This window comes from Massilia putida, from assembly GCF_001941825.1.
Classification (GTDB): domain Bacteria; phylum Pseudomonadota; class Gammaproteobacteria; order Burkholderiales; family Burkholderiaceae_D; genus Telluria; species Telluria putida.
Window position 1 is genome coordinate 6,120,150 of sequence record NZ_CP019038.1, and the last position, 21,682, is coordinate 6,141,831.

At 67.3% G+C, this 21,682-nt stretch carries 19 protein-coding genes and 2 pseudogenes; 10 read left to right on the forward strand and 11 right to left on the reverse strand.

All coding sequences use genetic code 11. The features are described 5' to 3' along the window. The first annotated feature begins 17 nt into the window (after positions 1-17). Positions 18-824, forward strand: coding sequence for a transporter (locus BVG12_RS29490; protein WP_075795511.1), 807 nt, complete (start codon positions 18-20; stop codon positions 822-824). 162 nt (positions 825-986) lie between these two features. On the opposite strand, the gene ppc is transcribed toward BVG12_RS29490, so the two are convergent. Continuing rightward, on the reverse strand, positions 987-3,797 hold the full coding sequence (gene ppc, locus BVG12_RS29495; RefSeq protein WP_083685856.1) for a phosphoenolpyruvate carboxylase: 2,811 nt from the start codon (positions 3,795-3,797) through the stop codon (positions 987-989). A gap of 183 nt (positions 3,798-3,980) precedes the next feature. Here ppc and hemC point away from each other — a divergent pair, with 183 nt between their 5' ends. Genes hemC through BVG12_RS29515 form a run of 4 tightly spaced genes read left to right on the forward strand, consistent with a single transcriptional unit; the run spans position 3,981 to position 8,106 of the window. Continuing rightward, positions 3,981-4,958 carry a hydroxymethylbilane synthase gene (gene hemC / locus BVG12_RS29500; protein ID WP_267877472.1) on the forward strand — a complete coding sequence of 326 codons (978 nt, stop codon included), beginning with the start codon at positions 3,981-3,983 and terminating at the stop codon, positions 4,956-4,958. After that, the gene (locus tag BVG12_RS29505) at positions 4,951-5,721 is read left to right on the forward strand and encodes a uroporphyrinogen-III synthase (RefSeq protein ID WP_075795514.1); all 771 of its coding nucleotides are present in this window, start codon (positions 4,951-4,953) and stop codon (positions 5,719-5,721) included. Before hemC ends, BVG12_RS29505 begins: the two co-directional genes overlap by 8 nt. Further along, the gene (locus BVG12_RS29510; protein ID WP_075795515.1) at positions 5,718-6,893 is read left to right on the forward strand and encodes a uroporphyrinogen-III C-methyltransferase; all 1,176 of its coding nucleotides are present in this window, start codon (positions 5,718-5,720) and stop codon (positions 6,891-6,893) included. The genes BVG12_RS29505 and BVG12_RS29510 overlap by 4 nt, the downstream gene beginning before the upstream one ends. A gap of 16 nt (positions 6,894-6,909) precedes the next feature. Beyond that, positions 6,910-8,106: a heme biosynthesis protein HemY gene (locus BVG12_RS29515; protein WP_075795516.1), complete on the forward strand. Its 1,197-nt coding sequence runs from the start codon at positions 6,910-6,912 to the stop codon at positions 8,104-8,106. A 6-nt stretch (positions 8,107-8,112) separates the two neighbouring features. Here BVG12_RS29515 and BVG12_RS29520 read toward each other — a convergent pair whose 3' ends face one another. Continuing rightward, positions 8,113-8,313, reverse strand: a complete 201-nt coding sequence (locus BVG12_RS29520; protein ID WP_075795517.1) for a hypothetical protein — start codon at positions 8,311-8,313, stop codon at positions 8,113-8,115. Positions 8,314-8,579: 266 nt separating this feature from the next. Between BVG12_RS29520 and ppa the strand changes: the two genes are divergently transcribed. From ppa to BVG12_RS35910, 3 genes and pseudogenes are all read left to right on the forward strand, one after another. Further along, positions 8,580-9,113 carry an inorganic diphosphatase gene (gene ppa / locus BVG12_RS29525; RefSeq protein ID WP_075795518.1) on the forward strand — a complete coding sequence of 178 codons (534 nt, stop codon included), beginning with the start codon at positions 8,580-8,582 and terminating at the stop codon, positions 9,111-9,113. Positions 9,114-9,345: 232 nt separating this feature from the next. Beyond that, positions 9,346-10,050, forward strand: a complete 705-nt coding sequence (locus tag BVG12_RS29530; protein WP_075795519.1) for a TolB-like translocation protein — start codon at positions 9,346-9,348, stop codon at positions 10,048-10,050. A gap of 218 nt (positions 10,051-10,268) precedes the next feature. Beyond that, positions 10,269-10,382 (forward strand): annotated as a pseudogene (locus tag BVG12_RS35910) (hypothetical protein); the annotation flags it as partial. Between the two features lie 210 nt (positions 10,383-10,592). On the opposite strand, the pseudogene BVG12_RS35995 reads toward BVG12_RS35910, so the two are convergent. From BVG12_RS35995 to BVG12_RS29575, 9 genes and pseudogenes are all read right to left on the reverse strand, one after another. Then, positions 10,593-10,790, reverse strand: a pseudogene (locus BVG12_RS35995) (post-PEP-CTERM-1 domain-containing protein); the annotation flags it as partial. Positions 10,791-10,803: 13 nt separating this feature from the next. Beyond that, positions 10,804-11,466, reverse strand: coding sequence for a choice-of-anchor J domain-containing protein (locus BVG12_RS35385; RefSeq protein WP_075795521.1), 663 nt, complete (start codon positions 11,464-11,466; stop codon positions 10,804-10,806). Between the two features lie 152 nt (positions 11,467-11,618). After that, complete coding sequence (locus BVG12_RS29545) at positions 11,619-12,689, reverse strand: branched-chain amino acid ABC transporter permease (protein WP_179966246.1); 1,071 nt, start codon at positions 12,687-12,689, stop codon at positions 11,619-11,621. Continuing rightward, a complete protein-coding gene (locus tag BVG12_RS29550) occupies positions 12,689-13,708 on the reverse strand; it encodes a branched-chain amino acid ABC transporter permease (protein WP_083685515.1) in 1,020 nt (339 codons plus the stop codon). The genes BVG12_RS29545 and BVG12_RS29550 overlap by 1 nt, the downstream gene beginning before the upstream one ends. Before the next feature lie 10 nt (positions 13,709-13,718). Next, positions 13,719-14,444, reverse strand: coding sequence for an ABC transporter ATP-binding protein (locus BVG12_RS29555; protein WP_075795523.1), 726 nt, complete (start codon positions 14,442-14,444; stop codon positions 13,719-13,721). A 22-nt stretch (positions 14,445-14,466) separates the two neighbouring features. After that, a complete protein-coding gene (locus BVG12_RS29560) occupies positions 14,467-15,240 on the reverse strand; it encodes an ABC transporter ATP-binding protein (RefSeq protein WP_075795524.1) in 774 nt (257 codons plus the stop codon). A 1-nt stretch (position 15,241) separates the two neighbouring features. Continuing rightward, positions 15,242-16,435 carry a substrate-binding domain-containing protein gene (locus BVG12_RS29565; RefSeq protein ID WP_075795525.1) on the reverse strand — a complete coding sequence of 398 codons (1,194 nt, stop codon included), beginning with the start codon at positions 16,433-16,435 and terminating at the stop codon, positions 15,242-15,244. Positions 16,436-16,455: 20 nt separating this feature from the next. Then, positions 16,456-17,328 (reverse strand): alpha/beta fold hydrolase, encoded by an 873-nt coding sequence (locus tag BVG12_RS29570; protein WP_075795526.1) that lies wholly within the window; start codon positions 17,326-17,328, stop codon positions 16,456-16,458. Between the two features lie 85 nt (positions 17,329-17,413). Continuing rightward, a complete protein-coding gene (locus BVG12_RS29575; protein WP_075795527.1) occupies positions 17,414-19,771 on the reverse strand; it encodes a TonB-dependent receptor in 2,358 nt (785 codons plus the stop codon). 350 nt (positions 19,772-20,121) lie between these two features. Between BVG12_RS29575 and BVG12_RS29580 the strand changes: the two genes are divergently transcribed. Continuing rightward, positions 20,122-21,042 carry a LysR family transcriptional regulator gene (locus BVG12_RS29580; protein WP_075795528.1) on the forward strand — a complete coding sequence of 307 codons (921 nt, stop codon included), beginning with the start codon at positions 20,122-20,124 and terminating at the stop codon, positions 21,040-21,042. Continuing rightward, the gene (locus BVG12_RS29585) at positions 21,039-21,581 is read left to right on the forward strand and encodes a GNAT family N-acetyltransferase (protein ID WP_075795529.1); all 543 of its coding nucleotides are present in this window, start codon (positions 21,039-21,041) and stop codon (positions 21,579-21,581) included. Before BVG12_RS29580 ends, BVG12_RS29585 begins: the two co-directional genes overlap by 4 nt. Positions 21,582-21,682 lie beyond the last annotated feature (101 nt).

The window sequence follows — 21,682 nt, forward strand, 5'->3', positions numbered from 1 at the left end:
GAGTTATCGCCGACATCATGCCGACCCCTATCCGTTTCGCCCCCTGCGCCTGCCTGCTGGCGAGCCTCCTGACGCTGCCGGCCGCCCATGCGGACGACGGCGACATCATCAATCCCGACCGTCCCAACGTCGCCAATTCGAGCCAGGTGGTAGGCGCGCGCCGCGTCCAGCTCGAGACGGGTCTGCAATGGGACCGCCAGCGCGACGACGACGCCCACGTGCGCACGCTCACGACGCCCACCTTGCTGCGCATCGGCCTGTCCGACGCGTTGGAGCTGCGCGTGGAGACGGCCGGCCGCACGATCGCGCACGCCAGCGATCCGGGTACGGGCGCGCATACGGTGAGCGCCGACTGGGCCGACGTTGCTGCCGGCATCAAATGGCATCTCGTCGACGACGAGGGCACGCGGCCGTCCGTCGGGCTGATCGCGGAAGCCGCCCTGCCGACGGGCAGCAAGGCCCTGCGCGGCACGGGCTTCCGGCCCTCGCTGAACGTGCCGGTCGAGTGGGACCTCGGCCATGAATGGTCGTTGGGCCTGATGCCGGGCGTGGGACGCGACAGCGACGACAGCGGCGCGCATTACACGTACGGCGTGTTCGCAGCGTCGCTGGGAAAGGCGTTCAGCGAACGGCTGCACGGCTTCGTCGAACTGGCCGCGCCGCAGATCGCGCGGGCGGCGCATGGGGGGACGCAGGCCGTGTTCGACGCGGGCGCCTCGTGGCTCGTTAATCGGGATTGCCAGCTCGACGCGATGGTCGTGCATGGGTTGAACCGGAATACGCCGGGGATCAGCCTCGCGTTCGGGGTGTCGGTGCGGCGGTAACATCGCCCGTCATCCCCGCAATATAAGCCCGTCATCCCCGCGGACGCGGGGATCGATGCTGAGCGGCTCCGACCAGCTCAGCATGGGTTCCCGCTTTCGCGGGAACGACGGCTTTTGGCATGGATCCCCGTTTGCACGGGGATGACGTGCATGAGCGGCGGGTCAGCCCGTATTGCGCAACCCCGCCGCAACCCCGTTGATCGACAAATGAATCCCCCGATGCACCCGCTCGTCGACCTTCTGCTCGGCCGACAGCGCCCGATGCCGCTGGATCAGCTCCACCTGCAAGTGGTTCAACGGGTCGAGATAGGCGAAGCGGTTCTGGATCGACCGCGCCAGCAGCGGGTTGTTCACGAGGCGTTCCTCCGTGCCCGTGACGAGCGTCAGGCAGTGCAGCGTTTGCGCGTACTCGGCCGAAATGCGCTTGAAGATGCGCTCGCGCAGCGCCGCATCCGGCACCAGTTCCGCATAACGCGAGGCGATGGCGAGGTCGGTCTTGGCCAGCACCATGTCCATGTTCGACAGCAGCGTGGCGAAGAACGGCCAGTGCTGCGCCATCTCGCGCAGCAGCGCCAGGCGCCCCTCGCCGTCGCCGTCCGCGAGCCAGCTGGAGACGGCCGCGCCGAAGCCGAACCAGCCCGGCAGCAGCAGGCGGCACTGGCCCCACGAAAAGCCCCAGGGGATCGCGCGCAGGTCTTCGATGCGGCGCGTCGACTTGCGCGACGCCGGGCGCGAACCCAGGTTCAGTTCCGCGATCTCGGCGATCGGCGTGGCGGCGAAGAAGTAGTCGGTGAAGCCCGGAGTCTCGTACACGAGGTCGCGGTACGCCTTGTACGCGCGCTGCGACAGCTCGGCCATCACGGGCTCGAAGCGCGACAGCCGCTCGACCTGTTCGCGGTCGGCGCCGTGCGGCATCAGGCCCGCCTCCAGGGTCGCGGCGACCAGCAGTTCCAGGTTGCGGCGGCCGATTTCCGGGTTGCTGAACTTCGACGAGATGATCTCGCCCTGTTCCGTCAGGCGGATCTGGCCGTTCACGGTGCCCGGCGGCTGCGCGAGGATGGCGTCGTAGCTCGGACCGCCGCCCCGGCCGACCGTGCCGCCGCGGCCGTGGAACAGGCGGAGCTTGACGTTCGCATCGGCGAACACCTTCACGAGCTTCAACTCGGCTTGGTACAGTTCCCAGTTCGACGTCAGGAAACCGCCGTCCTTGTTCGAGTCCGAATAGCCCAGCATGACTTCCTGCAGGCGGCCCTGGTGTTCGATGACGTCGGACACGATCGGCAGCGCCATCCACTCGCGCATGATGTCGCCGGCGCGCTGGAGGTCGGGAATGGTCTCGAACAGCGGGATCACCATCACGTCGCTCTTCTTCTCCTTGGGACGCAGCAAGCCCGTTTCCTTTTGCAGCAGCAGGACTTCCAGCAGGTCGGACACCGTCTCCGTGTGCGAGATGATGTAGTTGCGGATGGCGCGCGTGCCGTAGCGCTTGCGGATCTCGCGTGCCGTGCGCAGGATCTGCAGCTCGGAATTCGTCACGTCCGAATAGCTTTCGTACGGCGTGTACAACAGGCGCGGCTGGGCCAGTTCGTCCAGCAGCAGTTTTACCTTCGCGTCCTCGTCCAATGCCGCGTAATCGGATTCGACGCCGGCACGGACGAACAGCTCGGCCAGCACTTTCTCGTGCACGTCGGAGCTCTGGCGCATGTCGAGCGAGGCGAGGTGGAAGCCGAAGATGCGCGCCGCGCGTACGAGGCCGTTCAGGCGCGGCACGGCGAGGATGGCGCCGTGGTTCTCGTGTAGCGAATCGACGAGCACCGCTAGGTCCGCGCGGAATTCGGTGGCGTCGCGGTAGGCGTCCGCGTGGCCCACTTCCTTGCGCAGGATGTTCGTGGCGCCCAGCTCGCGCGCCGTCGACGCCAGGCGCGCGTAGATGCCGATCAGCGCGCGGCGGTACGGCTCGTCGCTGCGGTGCGGCGAATGGTCGGGCGACGCGTCGGCCAGGGCCAGCAGCGCCGGGCTCGCGGGCACCAGCAGCGTGGACGGCGACAGTTCCGCGCCCAGCGCGTGCACTTCGTCCAGGTAAAAATCGAAGATGGTCGTCGAGTGGCGCACGAGGGCGCGCTGCATCGTGGCGGCGTTGACGTTCGGGTTGCCGTCGCGGTCGCCGCCGATCCAGCTGCCCATCTGCATGTACGCGGCGTCCTCGAGGCCGTCGGCCCCGATGCCGTAGTGCGCCACGATCTCGTCCTCGACGTCGTCGTACAGGGCCGGCAGCTCGCGCAGGAAGGTCGTGCGGTAGTACGAGAGGGCGTTCTCGATCTCGTCCGCGACCGTCAGCTTCTCGTAGCGCAGCATGCGCGTCTGCCACAACGTGGCGATGCGGGCCTGCAGCAGCTGCAGGTTGCGCGCGCGTTCCTTCGGCGTCAGCGGCAGGTCGCGCTCGGCCAGCAGGCGGGCGATGTCGTGTTCGGCGTCGAGGGTACTCTTTCTCTGGACTTCGGTCGGGTGCGCCGTCAGCACGGGCGCGATCAGCGCGTCGCGCAGGAAGGTCGCGACGGTGTCCTTGGCGACACCCGCATCCTTGAGGCGGGTGAGGGCGTAGGCGACGCTGGACGGCTGCGGTTTCGATCCGGCCAGCAGGTGGGCGCGGCGGCGGCGGATGTGGTGCTGGTCTTCGGCGATGTTCGCCAGGTGCGAGAAGTAGGAAAACGCGCGCACGACGGAGTTCGTCTCTTCGCGCGACAGTTTCGACAGCAGCGTCTTGAGTTCGGTGCCGGCTTCCTGGTCGTCTTCGCGGCGGAAACGCACGGCGGTCTGGCGGATCGTTTCGACGACCTCGAATACGGCTTCGCCTTCCTGGTCGCGCAGCACGTCGCCGAGCAGGCGGCCGAGCAGGCGGATGTCTTCTTTCAGCGGTGCGTCCTTGTCGACGCCGCCGGGCTGTGGTGGGTTGAGTGCAGCAGGATTGTCCATATCGACCATGGTTGAATTGTTGAGACGACAGATACAACGAATCGGTATTACAAATGATTCCTGCGGGTCACGGTGGCGGTTCGCCATGGCCTGCGGGTGGGCCCATGCTAGAATTTATGGTCTCAGGTATGGGCTTAACCGGCGCTGCCCGATCCGGGCGCAACGACAGTGAAAGAATCCGTTTTGAACTCTAACGACACGACGCAGCACGTTCCCGCGCAACTGATTATCGCATCGCGCGAAAGCCGGCTCGCCATGTGGCAGGCCACGCACGTGCGCGACCGGCTCGCAGCATTATATCCGCAGTGCCAAATCGAGATTCTGGGCATGACGACGCGCGGCGACCAGATTCTCGACAAGACGCTGTCGAAGGTCGGCGGCAAGGGCTTGTTCGTGAAGGAGCTCGAAGTGGCGATGGCCGACGGCCGCGCCCACCTCGCCGTGCACTCCCTCAAGGACGTGCCGATGGAATTGCCGGAAGGCTTCGAGCTGGCCGCCATCCTCGAGCGCGAAGACCCGCGCGACGCCTTCGTCTGCAACGATTTCGACAGCCTGGCCGCGCTGCCCGCGGGCAGCATCGTCGGCACCAGCAGCCTGCGCCGCCAGGCCCTGATCGCCGCGCGCTATCCGCAACTCGTGATCAAGCCGCTGCGCGGCAACCTCGACACGCGTCTCGGCAAGCTCGATCGTGGCGACTACGCCGCCATCATCCTCGCCGCCGCCGGCCTCAAGCGCCTGGGCCTCACGCGCCGCATCCGCGCCTATCTGGAACCGGAAGACAGCCTGCCGGCCGCCGGCCAGGGCGCGATGGCGATCGAGATCCTGTCGGGCAACGCCGCCGGCTTCGACGTGCGGGCACTGTTGGCCCCGCTGAACCACATCCACACGGCGCAGGCCGTGCAGGCCGAGCGCAAGGTCTCGAAAGTGTTCGGCGGCAGTTGCCAGGTCCCGCTGGCGGCGCACGCGACGGTCGACGGCGACACGCTGCACCTGCGCGCGATGGTCGCCACGCCGGACGGCCGCCGCAGCGCGTTCGCCGAGGCCAGCGGCCCGGCCGCGCTGCCGGAAGCGGTGGGCGAGCAGGTGGCGCACAAGCTGGCCGCCCTGGACGCCGACGGCATCCTGGCCGAATGCAAGGCGGCAGCCGCCGGCGATGCCTGACACGGTCGTCATCACGCGTCCGCGCCAGCAGGCCGAGCCGCTGGCCCGCGCGGTGGCGGCGCTTGGCCGCACGCCGCTGATCCTGCCGTTGCTGGACATTTCCCCGCTGCCCGACGCGACGCTGCTGCGCGCCGCGCTCGGCAGGCTGTGCGACTATGCGCTGGTCGCGTTCGTGTCGCCGAACGCCGTCGACGCCGCGTTCGCCCACATCGACGACTGGCCGGCCGACGTGGCGCTGGCCGTCGTGGGCGAGGGCAGCCGCGCGGCGCTGGCCCGTCACGGCATCGACGGCGCGCGCTATCGCATCCACGTGCCGCTCGACCCGAGCCGCAGCGATTCCGAACACCTGCTGCAGGCGCTCGACACGGCCGCGCTGGCGGGGTGCCGCGTGCTCGTCGTGCGCGGCGAGACGGGCCGCGAACTGCTGCCGGACGCCTTGCGCGCGGCCGGCATCCACGTCGAGACGGTGGCCGCCTACCGCCGCGCCGTTCCCTGCCTGACGCCCGACCTGGCGGCCTCGCTACGCGCCTTGCTGGATCGTCCGAACGACTGGATCATCACCAGTTCGGAAGCGCTGCGCGGCTTGGTCGCCCTCGTCGAACAGCTTGACGGCGGCGCAAGTGTGGCAAAACTGCAACGGCAACACCTGATCGTTCCGCATGCCCGCATCGCGGAAACGGCGGGTGCACTCGGTTTCACTGCCGTGACGCTCACGGGGTCCGGCGACGAGCGGCTGCTTGCCGCGTTACAATCACGAGCATGAACGAATTGCCCAACAATCCAGAAAAACCAAACATGGGCGGTGCGGTCGTGCCGCCGGAGAGTTACGTCACCCCGGCGCAGGCGCCGGCAGGCGGACCCGGCGAGCCCCGCGTGCCCGAAGGGGCGGGCTTGGCCGGGCTGCTGCAAAAGCCCCAGAACCTCGCCATCATCGCGCTGGCCGTCCTGCTGGCCATCCAGACCTGGTCCACGCACACCCGTTTCAACCGGCTGCGCGAGGACGTCGCGCGCACCTTGCAAAAGGACAATGCCTCGAACGCGGAGACCGCGCAGGCCGTGCGCGAGGCGCAGGAGGCCGCCAAGGAATTGCAGGTGAAGGTCGGCGTGCTGGAAAACCGCCAGACCGAGGCGCAGAGCCAGCAGGCCGCGCTCGAGCAGATGTACCAGGACATCTCGAAAAACCGCGACGAGTGGGCGCTGTCGGAAATCGAGCAGGTGCTGTCCACCGCGAGCCAGCAGCTGCAGCTGGCCGGCAACGTGCAGGGCGCCCTGATCGCGCTGCAGAACGCGGACCGCTCGCTGTCGCGTTCCGACAAGCCGCAATTCATCACGATCCGCCGCGCCATCGCGCGCGACATCGAGAAGCTCAAGGCGCTGCCGTCCGTCGACCAGCCCGGCATCGCGCTGCGTCTCGACAACGTCATTGCGCAGATCGACAACCTGCCCCTGCTGTCCGACGAAAAGCCGGCCGAGCCGATCGCGCCCACGCGGGTGAATCCGGCGGGTGTCGCTACGTCGGGCGCCGCCAAGGCCGCGGCCCCGGCGAATCCGACGCTGGGCCGGCGCTTCGCGGACACCTGGCGCAACTGGAGCCACGAGATGTGGGACGACATCCGCCAGTTGATCCGCGTGCGCACGGTCGACAATCCCGATGCGCTGATGCTGTCGCCGAGCGAATCGTATTTCGTGCGCGAGAACCTCAAATTGCGCCTGCTGAACGCGCGCCTGGCGCTGCTGTCGCGCAACGAGGGCACGTTCCGCGACGACTTGAACACCGCACAGCAGATGCTCGTGAAGTATTTCGACACGAAGGCACGCTCGACCCAGGCCGCGCAGGCATTGCTGCGCCAGGTGCAGGCCAACAACGTCACCATCGACGTGCCCGACCTGTCGGAGAGCCTGAACGCCGTGCGCAATTACAAATCGAAATCTTGAGCGGCGGAACCTGACGATGCGTTTATTACTCTGGTTAGTCGCCCTGATGGCCGCGGCGATCGGCATCGCCGTGACCGCGCGCTTCAATCCCGGCAACGTCGTCTTTTTCTATCCGCCGCACCGGATCGATCTGTCGCTGAACCTGTTCGTCGTGCTGGCGGCCCTGCTGTTCCTTGTCCTGTACCTGCTGGCGCGGGCCGTGCGCGCGACGCTCGACATGCCCGAGCGCGTGGCCGAATACCGGTTCCGCAAGCGCGAGCGCGAAGCCAACCGCGGCCTGCGCGAAGCGTTGAAGGCGCTGTTCGAGGGCCGCTTCGGCCATGCCGAGAAGGCCGCCAAGCGCGCCGCCGACCTGCCCGAAAACGCCGGCCTCGCCGCGCTGATCGCGGCCCGCGCCGCCCATCGCATGCGCGAGCCCGCGCGGCGCGACGCCTGGCTGGCCGGGATCGCGCATGACCAGTCGCTCAAGACGGCGCGCCTGATGACGGTCACGGAACTGCTCGTCGACGACCACAAGCCGGAAGGCGCGCTGGAAGCCGTCGCGGAATTGAACGCCAGCGGCCAGCGCCACATCCATGCGCTGCAATGGGCCATGAAGGCCAACCAGCAGGCGCGCAATTGGCCCGAGGTGCTGCGTCTCGTGCGTACGCTGGACAAGCGCAACGCGCTGCATCCGGCGCTCTCCAGCAGGCTGCGCGAGCTCGCGTACGACGCGCTGCTGTCCGAGGGCGGCCACGATGCCGAGTCGATCCGCCGCGTGTGGAGCACGGTGCCGGGCAGCGACCGCGTCAAGCCGTATATCGCCGCCCGCGCGGCCGCCGCGTTCAATGCGCGCGGCCTGCACGACGAAGCCCGCGGCATCGTCGAGGACGCGCTGAAGGCCGGCTGGGACGAGCGCGTCGTGCGCGCCTATCGCGAGGCGGCCGGCCCGGAGGGCTCCGCCACGTTGCTCGCGCAGATCGAGAATTGCGAGAGCTGGCTGCGCGCCCATCCGAACGATCCGGAACTGGAACTGACCCTGGGCTCGCTGTGCCTGCGCCAGAAGTTGTGGGGCAAGGCCCAGCGCTACCTGGAGGAGGCGCTGTCCGACGCCACCGAACCGCACATGGTGCGCGAAGCCCATCTGAAGCTCGCCCAGTTGCACGAAGCCCTGGGCCAGCGGGAAGAAGCCAACAACCACTACCGGCAGTGCGCGCTGGCGACGGTGCTGTAATCGACATCATGCGTGGTGCGGGAGCTTGCGCGCACGCACGATGACGACCGCCATGTGATCCGGCGTCCCGATATTGTTTTCGACCGGAATGGCGGGCCGGGCCGTGCTGGCCTGGGCGTCCGGCAGGCGGTCGACGACGAGCGACCCGGCGCCGACGACGGCGAGCGTGGTGATGAAGACGGCTTCCATGTGTTTTTGGATGTTCATGCTGTTCCCCTCGATGCTGGTTGCGGTGGCGTGAGCGGCGTTGCTCACGACATCGATACAGCATCGGGCGTGCCAGCCTCGCTCCAGGGCAGGATCGGGCCTGTTTGTCCCTGCCGAGCCGGGGCCCGGGCAACACTGCGCGCGTACCGTGTCGGGTACGGACCAACACGGCGACCCATTCTTCTGCGACCTTGTGCGGCGCACAAGGCCGGGACGATTCGTTATAATCGTTGTTTTATTGTTTCCCCAGCAACCAAGGACTATCCATGAGCCTCAATAACGTCACCGCCGGCCGCGATGTGCCGAACGACTTCAACGTCGTCATCGAAATCCCGATGAACGCCGACCCGATCAAGTACGAAGTGGACAAGGAATCCGGCGCGATCTTCGTCGACCGCTTCATGGGTACCGCCATGCACTATCCGTGCAACTACGGCTACATTCCGAACACGATCGCCGACGACGGCGACCCGTGCGACGTGCTGGTGATCACCCCGTTCGCGCTGATCCCGGGCGTCGTCGTCCGTTGCCGCGCGCTGGGCGTGCTGAAGATGACCGACGAAGCCGGCGGCGATTCGAAGATCCTGGCCGTGCCGGTCGAAAAGATCCTGCCGGTCTACGCGAACCTGCAGAAGGTCGAGGACGTGCAGGAACTGACCCTGCGCCAGATCCAGCACTTCTTCGAGCACTACAAGGACCTGGAAAAGGGCAAGTGGGTCAAGGTCGAAGGCTGGGAAGGTCCGGAAGCGGCCAAGGCCGAGATCCTGGCGGGCGTGAAGAACTTCGAGAGCGGCAAGTAAATCGCCGTGCCGCACGAAAAACGGCTGCCCACGGGCAGCCGTTTTTTTTACTGTGGTATTGGCAACGTTTGTTGTTGTGATGACAATTCTTCGATTTGATCCTCGGAAATGTCATGACGATCTCCACCGTAGTGCCCGAGTAGACCATACCTGGCCGCTGCACGTCTCCATCTCGGCCGACGGCCGCTACGTCGTCTTCGCCAATTTCTTCGCGCTCGAGCAGGCGAACATCGTGGCCGATGCGTCACTCGACGTCTTCCGCGTGGATATCCAGACCGGCCAGCTGCAGATGGTCAGCGGGCCGCATGGAACCGGACTGTCCCGCGGCGACATGCCCGTCATCACGGACGACGGCACGCGCGTCGCCTACCGCAGCTGGGTCGACGGTGCCGACGGCACAAGCCAGACCGGCATCGCCGTCAAGGACATGACCACCGGCACGACGCTCCAGGTCGCAGGCGCGACGGGGTCGACGCCCGTCTATTACGATGACCTGAGCATGTCGAGCGATGGGCGCCTCGTCGCCTACATGACGCGGCCTGCCTACGGCGACACCTTCCAGGAGAGCATCGTCGTGCAGGACGTCCAGACGAAGCGGGTCCTATTCCGGCTGGACAACCTGGACAATGTCCACCAGGTGCAACTGTCCGGCGACGGCAAGTCCTTGCTGGTCAACGACGACGGGCTGCGCATCGTGAACGTCGCGAACGGCACGAGCCAGGCCATCGCGAATGTGCACGATGACAACGGCAACACGGCGGTGTCGATCTCCGCCGACGGGCGCTACGTGTTGTATGCGGCAAACGCCGGCGCGGTCGTGCCGGGCGCGAGCGGCACCGACGTCGCGCTCGTGCGCCTGGACGTTCAGACCGGGGCCGTCAAGGTGGTGCAGCAGGCATCGGGGCCGCCTGGGATCTACATTGGAACCAGGACCTGATGTCACCGGATGGCAGGTTCGTCACGTTCAGCGGCGACCCCGTCAGTCAACAATAGGGTCCGGGCAGCTTGACGACCTTGTTGATGGATCTGGAAACCGGCAGCGTGATCCGGCCGGCGGCCCCCGGCGGCACGCCCCAGGCGCTGAGCAACGGCGCGATCGTCTATGAGGTGTCCAGCGAGACGCATCCGGAGTACATCACGGAAGGTACGCTGAAGATGGCGACGATCGCGGCCGGCGCGGTGCTGACCGGCGGCGACGGCAACGACGTGCTGACGGGAACCGACAGCGCCGACAAGCTGTCGGGCCAGGGTGGCAACGATCGCCTGACCGGCGGGGCGGGCGACGACGTGATCGATGGCGGCGCCGGCGTCGATACCGCCGTCTACGCGGGCCGGCACGACGCCTATGCGATCGCGCCCGCGGGCGCCGGCGCGTGGACGGTGCAGGACAAGACCGGCAACGAAGGCACCGACCGGCTGACGGGCGTCGAGCGCCTGCATTTCGCCGACGTGGACGTGGCCCTGGACGTCGACGGCACGGGCGAAGGCGGCGGAGGACGGCGCCCTGGCGCGCAGGTCCCTGCGTTCGTCGGGCGTCGGGGCGCGCATCTTGCCGGTCAGCGGGTCGCGCACGACGACCATGCCTTCCTCGCCCGCGGCCGTCGCATGCAGCGAGAACGCCGCCAGCAGGAACAGGGCGGTCAGCGTGCCGATGGTGAGCAGTTTTTCCTTGGACATGGCGTTCTCCCGATCAGGGACGCGGCTGGCGGCGCAGCAGAGGGCGCATGCCCAGGCCCAGCGCCAGCATCATCGAGTGCGCCGGTTCCGGCACGGCCGTCACGACCGAGACCGTGTCGAGGCCGATATAGTTCAAGGTATCGGCCGGGCCGAGGTAGCGAAATGCAAAGCGGCCGCTGCCGCTGTCCGCGACGGCGGCCGTGAACTGCTGCCAATCCGTCGGATAGCCGGCCGTGCCGCCGATCGTGGTCAGCAAGGTCGTGAAGCCGGCGACGTCGGTGCCCGTGCCGGACGCGTAGCGCACTTCGAGCAGGTCGTTGAAGCCGGGCAGCGTGTCGTGCCGCGTGTAAAAGCTCAGCACTGTCGTGCCGGACAGGTCGAGCACGGGCGTGATCAGCCAGTTGTCGACGCTGCCGCTGCCGTTCGCGGCGCCGAGGAAGTTGGCGGCGGCATACGCGTCCGGCGCGCCGGCCTGGGCCGGAAACAGGGCACCGTTGCCCTGGAACCAGCCGTTGCCGGCCGGGATGCTGTCATTGACCTGGGCCCATCCGCCCAAGGCCGCCATGTTGTCGAATCCTTCGTTGAGCACTTCGACCCCGGCCGCGCGCGCGCTCGATGCGCCCAGTGCCGCCAGCGCCAGCGCGGCTGTCGTGAACAAGGTGTTTACGGGTTTCATGAAGGCCCTTTCATTCAATATGGATGGGCCCATCTTATGAGTCGGATGGCAACGACTTTTGATTTTTGGCGAACGGATGGGCGGGCTCGGCCAGGTATCGATGGATAGGACGAAAGGGAGCGTGCGGCGGGCACGGCGTGCCCGCCGATGAGTCAGCGTGCGGCGCGGCGCAGCCGCAGCTTGCCGACGATGCCGATGGGGAAGAAGTAGATCGAGAGGATGAACAGCACGCCGAGCCACAGCATCCAGCGGTCGGGATGCAGCGCGGCGGCCAGCAGCGGCACGCCGGACACCATCTCCGATGCCTGGCCCATGAGCATTTTGAGGTAGTTCTGGGCGAGGATGAACAAGGTCGCGCCGACGACCGCGCCATACATGGTGCCCATGCCGCCGACGACGACGATCAGCAGGATGTCCGTCATGACTTCGAAGTCGAGGCTCGTCTTGGGCCCCACGTAGCGCAGCCACAGCGCCATCAGCGCGCCGGCCAGCGCGGCCACGACGGCGCCCAGCACGTTCGCCCAGATGCGGTAGACGACGGTGCGGTAGCCGAGGGCCTCGGCGCGGAATTCGTTTTCGCGGATCGCCTGCAGCACGCGCCCGAACGGCGAATTCACGAGGCGCAGCAGGAACAGGAACAACGCGAGGCTGCCCGCGAACACGAGGTAATACGTGATCAGCTTGCCGTCGACGGCGCGCCCGAACACGTCGTGGTCGACGAGCGTGAACCCGGGCGACAGCAGTTCCGGCACGCCGAACGTGCGGCCGTCCTCGCCGCCCGTGAAGTCCGACAGCTGCGACGCGAGCACGGCGAACGACGACGCCACGGCCAGCGTGATCATCGCGTAGAAGATGGCGCGCACGCGCAGCGCGAACAGGCCGATGATGAACGCGAGGACGACCGTGAGCGCCAGCGCGGCGGCGAGGCCTATCACGATCGCGCCCCACGTCGGCTCGTCCCTGCTGGCCAGCGCGATGCCGACGCCGTAGGCGCCGATGCCGTAGAACATCGTGTGGGCGAACGAGACGATGCCGGTATAGCCCAGCAACAGGTCGTACGAGGCGACCAGCACGATGTAGATGCAGATCGTGGCCGCCGTGTTCAGCGGACGCGCGCCGGAAAACAGGAAGGGCGCGAACAGCAGGCCGAGCACGATGGCGACGAGGATGACGGACAGCAGGCGGCTGCGGGGCAGGTCGCCGGAGAACAGGCGGATCAGCATCAGTGACGTCCTTTCGTGTACAGGCCGGCCGGGCGCCACAGGAGGACCGCGACCATCAGCGCGATGTTCGAGACCAGCGCCACCTTCGGCGCGAGAAAGCCGGCGTAGTTGGCCACGAGGGCGATCAAGAGGGAGCCGATGAAGCAGCCGCCGACCGAGCCGAGGCCGCCGATGATGATGACGACGAAGACCAGCACGATGATCTCGCTCCCCATGTGCGCCACCAGCGTTTCCTTGTACAGGCCCCACATCACGCCGCCCAGCCCGGCCAGCGCCGACCCGGCCGCGAACACGCCGACGAACACGCGGCGGATACGGTAGCCCATGGCTTCGACCATCTCGCCGTTTTCCACGCCGGCGCGGATCAGGAGGCCGATCTTCGTGCGGTTCAGCGTCAGCAGCATCGCCACGAACACGACGAGGCCGACCGCGACGGCCAGCAGCCGGTATTTCTCGATGGCCGCCTCGCCCACGAACACGGCGCCGCGCAACGCGGTCGGCAGCGGCAGGGCGATCTGCTCGGCGCCCCAGATCACGTTGATCAGCTGCTCGGACACGATCATGCCGGCCACCGTGATGAGGATCTGTTTCAGGTGCTGGCCGTACACCGGTTGGATGATGACGCGTTCGAACGCCCAGCCGAGCACGGCCGTCACGGCCATCGCCAGCAGCACGGCGAGGCCCAGCACGCCGAGGTTGGCCAGCAGCGAATCCGCCTCGAGCCAGCCGCGCATGGGCAGCAGCACGAACGTGGCCGTGAATGCGCCGACGGAGACGAACGCGCCGTGGCCGAAGTTCAGCACGCTCATCAGGCCGAACACGAGGGTCAGGCCGCTGGCCATGATGAAGAGCATCATGCCCATCGCGAGGCCGGCCACGGTCAGCGTGATCCAGGTGGGGAAGCTCATGAAGGGCAGCGCCGCCAGCACGACGGCCGGCACGAGCAGCAGCGGGGCGATGTCGCGCCGTGCCGCCGGCAGCGGGGCGTCCGCCTGGGCGAGGGGTAAAGTAGCACTCACGTCGGTGTCCTCATTGATGGGCGTCGAGCGACAGGCCGAGCAGGCGTTGCTGCAAGGCGTCGTCGTGCGCCAGGTCGTGCATCAGGCCCGCGTGGACGACGCGGCCGTCGTCCATCACGCTCACGCTGTCGCCGAGCGTGCGCACGAAGTTGAAATTCTGTTCGACGAGCAGGATGGTCGTGCTCGTGTCCTTGAGGTCGCGGAACGCCGCCATCAGGCTTTGCACGATGGCGGGCGCGAGGCCCTTGGTGGGCTCGTCCACGAGCAGCAGCTTCTTCGGCTCGACGATCGCGCGGGCGATCGCGACCATCTGCTTCTGGCCGCCCGACAGGTTGCCAGCCGGATAGTTCCAGAATTTTTTCAGCGCGGGGAAGAAGCCGCAGATCCAGTCCACACGCGCCGCGTCCAGCGGGCCGTTGCGTGCGGCGAGATACAAATTCTCGCGTACCGTCAGTTCGGAAAACACGGCCATGCTTTCCGGGACGTAGGCGATGCCGGCGCGGGCGATGTCGGGCGTGGACAGCTTCGTGATGTCGCGGCCGTCGAACGTGATCGTCCCGCGGCTCGCCTTCCACAGGCCCATGACGGTGCGCAGCGTGGTCGTCTTGCCGGCGCCGTTGCGGCCCAGCAGCACCGCCAGGCCGCCGCGCGGGACGGCGAGGTCGACGCCCTGCAGGATGTGGTACTGGCCGATGTGGGTGTGGACGCCGGACAGCGTCAGGATGGCTTCGCTCATGGGCAGTTTCGTCCTCAGCGTGTCATGCGGGTTCGGGGGTGCCAAGATAGGCCTCCTGCACGATTTTCGATTGCATCACTTCGGCGGGCTTGCCGTCCGCCACCAGCGTGCCGTTGTGCAGCACGATGATGCGGTCGGCAAGTTGTCGCACGACGTCCATCTTGTGCTCGACAAGCAGCACGGTCTTGTCGCGCTCCGCCTTGACCTGGCGGATCAGGTCGAGCACGACCGGCACCTCGTCCACGCTCATGCCGGCCGTGGGTTCGTCGAACATCAGGATCGAAGGCTCCAGCGCGAGCAGGATCGCCACCTCGAGCTTGCGCTGGTCGCCGTGCGACAGCGTGCCGACCAGGGCGCCGCTTTTTCCGATCATCGCCACGCGCTCCAGGTAGTGCTCGGCGCGCTGGATGACCTCCTTGTGGCCGAACCACAGCGACAGCATGCTCATGCCGATGCCGGCGCGGCTCTGCACGGCCAGCCTCACGTTTTCCAGCACGGTGAGATGTGGGAACAGATTCGTCAGCTGGAACGCGCGCCCCACGCCCAGGCGCGTGCGACGCGCGGGACCGAGACGCGTCACGTCCCGGCCGCGCACGAAGACGCTGCCGGAGGTCGCCGGCAACTGGCCCGACACGAGGTTGAAGTAGGTCGTCTTGCCGGCACCGTTCGGGCCCACGATCACGGTCAGCGTGCCAGGATAGAACTCGGCCGTCACCGCGTTGACGGCCACGTGGCCGCCAAAGCGGATGGTCAGGTCGCGCGTGGCGAGCGAAGGCGTCAAGTTTGGAACTGACATGTCAGCGCTTGTTCCGGATGGGCAGCGGCAGTTCGCTGGCCGGGATCTCGCGCACCAGTTCCAGCAGGTCCCATTCGTTCTTCTGGTCTTTCTTGATGCGGAAGTGATACATCGGCTGCAGCGCCTGGTGGTCTTCCTTGCGGAACGTCATGGTGCCTTTCGGCGTCTCGAACGACATGCCTTCCATCGCCGTCACCATCTGGTCGCCATTCCCCGACGGGACCTTTTGCAAGGCCGCGACGACGGCCGCCGCCGCCGCCATGCCGCCCGCCGTGAACATGTCGGGCGGGACCTTGTAGCGCTTCGTGTGCTCGGCCACGAGCCAGTCGTTCATCTTGTTCTTCGGGAAGCCGTAGTAGTAATTGATGGTGCCTTCCGTGCCGGGGTAGGCCTTCCACGTCTTCATCACGGGCAGGATGTTGCCGCCCGGGGCCAGCGAGATGCCGTAGCGTTCCGGCTTCATGTCCGCGATCTTGTTCATCGGGTTCGGACCCGCCCAGACGATGGCCAGCACGCGCGGCTGCGGCTTGTCCTTCAGGGCGTCGAACAGGCGCTGCGTGGGCGCCGTGAAGTCCGTCGCGGCGGCGGGGGCGTATTCCTCGTGGACGACGGTCGCCTTGCTGCCCGTGGCGGCCAGCGCTTCCTTGCCGGCCTTGATGGCGTCGCGGCCGAACGCGTAGTCCTGCGCGAGGAACGCGACGCTGCCGTTCTTCAGCGTCGATGCCGCCGCCAGCGCGTCCTGCATCGAATTGCGCGCGGTGCGGAAGATGTACTTGTTCCACTTGGCGCCCGTGATCTCGTCGGCCACGGCCGGCTCGACGATCAGCACCTTCTTGTATTCCTTCGCCACCGGCAGCATCGCCAGCGCCGCGCCGGACGACGTGGTGCCGACGGCGATGTCGGCCTTGTCGTCGCCATACGCTTCCGCCAGCAGGGTGCGGGAGAGGTCGGGCTTGCCCTGGTCGTCCTTGACGATCACTTTCAGCTTGCGGCCGTTGATTTCCATCTTGCCGCCGGTGAGGTATTCGAGGCCCAGCATGAAGCCGGTTTCCGTTTCCTTGGCATAGGATTCCAGCTGGCCCGTCTTGCCGGCGATGAGGGCGACCTTCAGGTCCGGGGCGGCCAGGGCGGCGCCGGTGGCCGCCAGGGCGAACGCGGCGAACAGGGCCAGGGGCAGGGGTTTCAGGTGTTTCATCTCGTCTCCTATGGTTCTTGTCAGGGTACTGCGGCCAGGAAGCGCAGGATCGCATCCAGCGCCGCGGGTTCCGTCAGCATCGGCGCGTGGCCCACGTTCGGCACCTCGACGTACGTCATCGTCGGTGCCGCGCGCTGCATCCATGCGGCCTGGCGTTCTTCCAGCAGGTCGGACAATGCGCCGCGCACGAGCAGTACGGGGCGTTCCCGCGTGAGCTTGCGGAACGCCATCCGCAGCGACAGCGACGTCGGTCTGAGTTTACCGGTTTGCAGGGCGATCGCAATGTTCGGATCGTAGCGGGGCGCAAGCCGGCCCGCGGCATCCGGGATAAAGGCGCGACGTGCCCATTTGTCCCATTCGGCGGCGTCGTTGGCCGGGAAGGCACAGGCGTTGATGTCGCGTACGCAGCCGGCGGCGGCCTCCCACGAATCCACGGCGCCGGACTTGCCCGCGTAGGCGGCGATGCGTGCGAGGCCCTTTTCCGAGATCACGGGACCGATGTCGTTCAGCACGGCGGCCGCCACGAGATCGAGGCGCTTCGCCGCCAGCGTCATGGTGATCAGCCCACCCATCGACGTGCCGACGAACACGGCGCGCGCGATGCCCAGGTCGGACGCCAGGCGGGCCACGTCGCCGGCGTAGACGCCGGGCGTGTAGTTGTCGGGGTTCGGGTCGCGCTGCGATTCGCCCCGGCCGCGCACGTCGAGCGCCAGCACGCGGCGTCCCAGCGCGGCGATGCGCGGCGCGAGCTCGTCGAAGTCGGACGCGTTGCGCGTGAGTCCGTGGATGCAGATGACGGGCAGCCGCGCCGGCCCGCCGGCTCCCGCGTAGTCGCGGGCGTGCAGCGACAAGCCATCGTCACTGGTGAAGGTGATGTCGGTGTATGTGGACATGTGACCGTTTATATGGTTGACAGGCGCCTGGGTCGCCTCGGCGGAGAGCCCCGGCGGGGGCTCTCCTTGCGGTCCGGATGGACGATCAGAACTTCACGTTCAGCGTCGCGCGGACGATGCGCGGGTCGCCATAGAAGGCGGTGACGGAGTTGAAGAAGCCGGAGAAGTTATAGCCGGCCACCTTGTAGCGCTTGTCCGTCAGGTTGCGGCCGTGCAGGCCGAACTGGTACTTGCGGTCGGAACTGGTCCAGACCAGGCCCGCGTCCCACAAGCCGAAGCCGCCCTGCGCCAGCGCCAGGTTGCCGGGGATGGTGGCATCCAGGCTGGGCACGCCGGTGGGGCGTGCGATCTCGGTCTGGTAGACCTTGCTCTTGTAGGCGACGCTGTTCATCAGGCTCAGGGTACCGGCGCGTCCCGCCAGCGCCAGCGGCCAGTCGTAGTTCACGGACAGGTTGGCGGCGTTCTTCGGCGTGTTCTGGAATTCCGTGCTGCCCGCGATGTTGACGAGGTTCGCGCCGTTCGCGACATACCACTCCTTGTACTTGGCGTCGATGTGGCTGTACATCGCGCTGACGCTGAGCGCATTGGTCAGGTAGGCGATCATCTCCAGTTCGAGGCCGTCGATCTTGGCCTTGCCGGCGTTCGTCAAGGTGCCGGCGAAGCCGTTCACGTTGCCCTTCGCGTCGAAGGTCGGGATCGAGCCGGGGATCTGCACGTTCTTGTAGTCGGTGTAGAAGACGGCCGCATTCGTCTGCAGGCGGCCGCCGTTCATCGACGACTTGAGGCCCAGCTCGATGGTGCTGACTTCTTCCGGCGCGACACCGCGGCGCTTGGCCAGCGAGGCCGCCGAGTTCGGGCCGCCGGAGGCCGTCAGGTCCATGCGCGGATCGAACATGCCGCCCTTGAAGCCCTTCGAGAAGGTGCTGTAGATATTGTGTTGCGGCGCGACCTTCCAGCCGATGCCGACCTTCGGCGTGAATTTCTTGTCGGTGCGGTCCAGGTCGTCCTTGCCGAGATCCGTGTTCGGCTTGCCGAACGCGACGGCGGACGGATTCCCGAGCAGCGCCGAGCCACCCAGGCCGAGATAGGTCTGCTTGAAGATGCGCGCGCGCCGCTGGTCGTCCGTGTAGCGGCCGCCGACCGTGACGTTGAACGTGTCGGTCAGGCTGTAGCTGGCGTCGGCGAAGGCGGCCCACGTGCGGGTGTCGATGTCGTCGTAGGTCAGCAGCGACAGGCCGCCGGCCGCGTTGTACAGCACGTCGAACTTGTTGAAGGCGTTGGCCTTCATGTAGAACACGCCGGCCACGCCCTGCAGGCGCGAACCGGTGTAGGTCAGCTGGAATTCCTGGCTGGTCTGGTGGTCGCTGTAGATGGCCGGGGCCTCGAACAGCGGCGTCTGCAGCGAATCGAAGTCGATCGGGGCATACGATTCCGACTTGCGGTTGGCGGTGATCGACTTGAACGACAGGGTCGGATCGATGGTGTATTCGAGCAGCAGCGAGGTGCCTTGGTTGATCACCTGCTGCTTGTGGCCGACGACCGAGTACAGGTCGGCGCGCGTGTCGTACAGGCCGGGCAGCGGCTGGAGATTCGCGGGCGCGGGGCCCGGCGTCAGGCGGTAGCCCTGGCGCGGCTGCGAGTCGTCGACCGTGCGGTCGTAGGCGAAGCGCACGAACAGGTCGCTGTTCGGCATGAGTTCCGCGCTGAAGCGGCCGGCCCACAGGTCCTTGTTGTAGTTCTGCTGGCCGGTAAGGACGTTGTGGCCGAAACCGTTGCGGTTGAACGTGGCGAGCGTGCCGCCCACGCGCAGGACGTCCGTCACGGGCGTGCTGGCTTTCACCACCAGGTCGGCCTCGCCATAGGTGCCGAGCGTGGCCTTCGCGTCCAGCATGGGTTTCGGTGCGAGCTTGCGGGTCACGTACTTGACGGCGCCGCCGATCGTGTTGCGGCCGTACAGCGTGCCCTGGGGACCGCGCAGCACTTCGATGCGTTCGAGGTCGTAGATGTCGGTGAGGGCGCCCTGCGGACGCGCCAGGTAGACGTCGTCGAGATAGATGCCGACACCCTGCTCGTAGCCGGCGACCGGGTCTTGCTGGCCGATGCCGCGGATGAAGGCGGTCAGCGTGGTGTTGGTGCCGCGCGAGGTCTTCAGCGTGGTGTTCGGCACCTTGTCGGTGAGGGCGGTGAGGTCGGGGATGGCCTGTTTTTCGAGCTCGGCGCCCGACAGCGCCGTCACGGCGCCCGGCACGTCCTGGATCAATTCGGCGCGGCGGCGGGCCGTCACGACGACCTTGCTGATGTCTTCCTTGGACGACGCGGCGGGGGCGTTGCCGGCGTCGTCCTGGGCATGGGCGGCCCCGATCGTGCTGCCGTACATCGCCATCAACACGGCGACGGACATGACGGAACGGGCGGGGTGCAGTTTCGGCTTGCTAACACGCATTGAATGTCTCCTGATTTTGTTTGGTGTTATGCGTTCAGGTACGTTTCGCATGATCGGAGTGTGCCTCGGATGAATTTGGCTGAAAAGACAACGCCGCGCCCACCGGTTGTGCATTTATGCACAGCCCGGCGGCACCGCCCATCGCGGGCAGCCCCGGAAGGCGCGGCACGTGGCGACGTCCGGAAAACCGGTTTGCTGTGCATACGCAAAAGGTGTTCCGAAAACGTTGCAGCGGCAATGTGCACTGGTGCACAATATGTCATCTTGATATCAAACAACAGGTTCTCGATTAAGCCGCATTGAACGGCGGCCCATGCGTGACGGGTCAACGGGGACCGGGGAGACAAAACATGCACAGCCTGCCGGAATGGACGGACCTGCGGTTTTTCCTGGAGCTGGCGCGCGCCGGCACCCTGTCGGGGGCCTCGCGCCGCCTCGACGTCGAGCACACGACCGTCGCGCGGCGCATCGACCGCCTCGAACAGCAGCTCGGCACGACCCTGTTCGACCGCTCGCGCGAAGGCTACGAGCTGACGGAGATGGGGCAAGCCCTGCTGCCGCATGCCGAGGCGATGGAAGGCGCGGCGCTGGCCGCCACCGAGCAGCTGGGCGGGGCGGAGGTGGCGGCGCACGGCGTCGTGCGCCTGGGCGTGCCGGAAGTGTTCGGGGTGCGCGTCGTGGCGCCCCTGCTCGTGAAACTGTTCGAGGAGCACCCGGACCTGTCGATCGACCTGCTGGCGCTGCCGCGCTTCGCCAACCTGGCCAACCGCGAGGCCGACCTCGGCGTCATGCTCGATCCGCCGACGACGGGCCGCTACATGGTGACGCGGCTCGCGTCGTTCCGCTTCTACCTGTACGCGTCCCCGTCCTACCTCGCCAAGCATCCGCCCATCCGCACGCATGCCGACCTGGAACGCCACGATTTCGTCGACTACGTGCAGGACCGCCTCGCCAGCCGCGAGCTGTCGTACCTGAACGAACTCGGATTCACGCCGCGCCGCCGCCTGTGCTGCTCGGGAATGGGGGCGCAGATCGAGGCGGCGTCGCTGGGCATGGGCCTCATGATGGCGCCGCCGTACGCCGTGCCGGACGACGGCCGCCTCGTGCAGGTCCTGGCCGGCTTTTACGCCGAGCGCTCGTTCTGGCTGGCGGCACCGACCGACCTGTACCGGCTGCGCCGCGTGAAGGTCGTGTGGGACCTGCTGCGCGACCTGGCCGACAACAATCCGAAGTTGTGGTGGGACAACGGCGATCTGGGGAGGGCGGCATGAACGGCATCGTCATCCGCGATTACGAGGAAGCCGACCGCGCCGCCGTCAACGCCGTCGCGCTGGCGGCGTTCGCGCAGTATGCGGGCGACTTCGACGACTGGCCCACGTTCAGCGCGGGCATTGGTCGCATGGCCGACCTGGCCGCGGACGGCGACCTGCTGGTGGCCGAGCATGAAGGTCGCGTCGCCGGGGCCGTCGTGCACGTGGGGCCCGGGCGCCCGCGCAGTGCGATCTTCCCCGCGGACTGGTCGGTGATCCGCATGCTGGTCGTGGCGCCGGAGGCTCGCGGCGGCGGCATCGGGCGCGCGCTCGTCGCGGCCACGCTGGCACGGGCGCGGCGCGCGGAGGCGCCCGCGATCGGCCTGCATACGAGCCCGATCATGGCGTCCGCGCTGCGCATGTACGAGGCCATCGGCTTCGTGCGCGAGCACGACCTGCCTGCGATCCGCGGCGTGCCGTATGCGCGCTACATGCTGCCCGCCGCGGGCATCCCAGCGGCATTGCATAACTGTACTCTTCACGCTTGCCGAAAACTGTAGCCGTGCCGGTACAGCCATCCCGATTATCGTGACGCCGTGCCGCGCAGCTCGCGCGGGCACCGGCGGGCGCGCCGTTCCGCCCTCGTAATCCGGATCGGATC

Excerpts from the sequence above, each read along its gene's own strand:
- BVG12_RS29575 (WP_075795527.1), bottom strand. The coding sequence starts at position 19,771 with ATGCGTGTTAGCAAGCCGAAACTGCACCCCGCCCGTTCCGTCATGTCC.
- BVG12_RS29565 (WP_075795525.1), bottom strand. The coding sequence starts at position 16,435 with ATGAAACACCTGAAACCCCTGCCCCTGGCCCTGTTCGCCGCGTTCGCC.
- BVG12_RS29585 (WP_075795529.1), top strand. The coding sequence starts at position 21,039 with ATGAACGGCATCGTCATCCGCGATTACGAGGAAGCCGACCGCGCCGCC.
- BVG12_RS29570 (WP_075795526.1), bottom strand. The coding sequence starts at position 17,328 with ATGTCCACATACACCGACATCACCTTCACCAGTGACGATGGCTTGTCG.
- ppc (WP_083685856.1), bottom strand. The coding sequence starts at position 3,797 with ATGGACAATCCTGCTGCACTCAACCCACCACAGCCCGGCGGCGTCGAC.
- BVG12_RS29560 (WP_075795524.1), bottom strand. The coding sequence starts at position 15,240 with ATGTCAGTTCCAAACTTGACGCCTTCGCTCGCCACGCGCGACCTGACC.
- BVG12_RS29580 (WP_075795528.1), top strand. The coding sequence starts at position 20,122 with ATGCACAGCCTGCCGGAATGGACGGACCTGCGGTTTTTCCTGGAGCTG.
- BVG12_RS29510 (WP_075795515.1), top strand. The coding sequence starts at position 5,718 with ATGAACGAATTGCCCAACAATCCAGAAAAACCAAACATGGGCGGTGCG.
- BVG12_RS35385 (WP_075795521.1), bottom strand. The coding sequence starts at position 11,466 with ATGAAACCCGTAAACACCTTGTTCACGACAGCCGCGCTGGCGCTGGCG.
- BVG12_RS29545 (WP_179966246.1), bottom strand. The coding sequence starts at position 12,689 with ATGCTGATCCGCCTGTTCTCCGGCGACCTGCCCCGCAGCCGCCTGCTG.
- BVG12_RS29555 (WP_075795523.1), bottom strand. The coding sequence starts at position 14,444 with ATGAGCGAAGCCATCCTGACGCTGTCCGGCGTCCACACCCACATCGGC.
- BVG12_RS29505 (WP_075795514.1), top strand. The coding sequence starts at position 4,951 with ATGCCTGACACGGTCGTCATCACGCGTCCGCGCCAGCAGGCCGAGCCG.
- BVG12_RS29515 (WP_075795516.1), top strand. The coding sequence starts at position 6,910 with ATGCGTTTATTACTCTGGTTAGTCGCCCTGATGGCCGCGGCGATCGGC.
- ppa (WP_075795518.1), top strand. The coding sequence starts at position 8,580 with ATGAGCCTCAATAACGTCACCGCCGGCCGCGATGTGCCGAACGACTTC.
- BVG12_RS29520 (WP_075795517.1), bottom strand. The coding sequence starts at position 8,313 with ATGAACATCCAAAAACACATGGAAGCCGTCTTCATCACCACGCTCGCC.
- BVG12_RS29490 (WP_075795511.1), top strand. The coding sequence starts at position 18 with ATGCCGACCCCTATCCGTTTCGCCCCCTGCGCCTGCCTGCTGGCGAGC.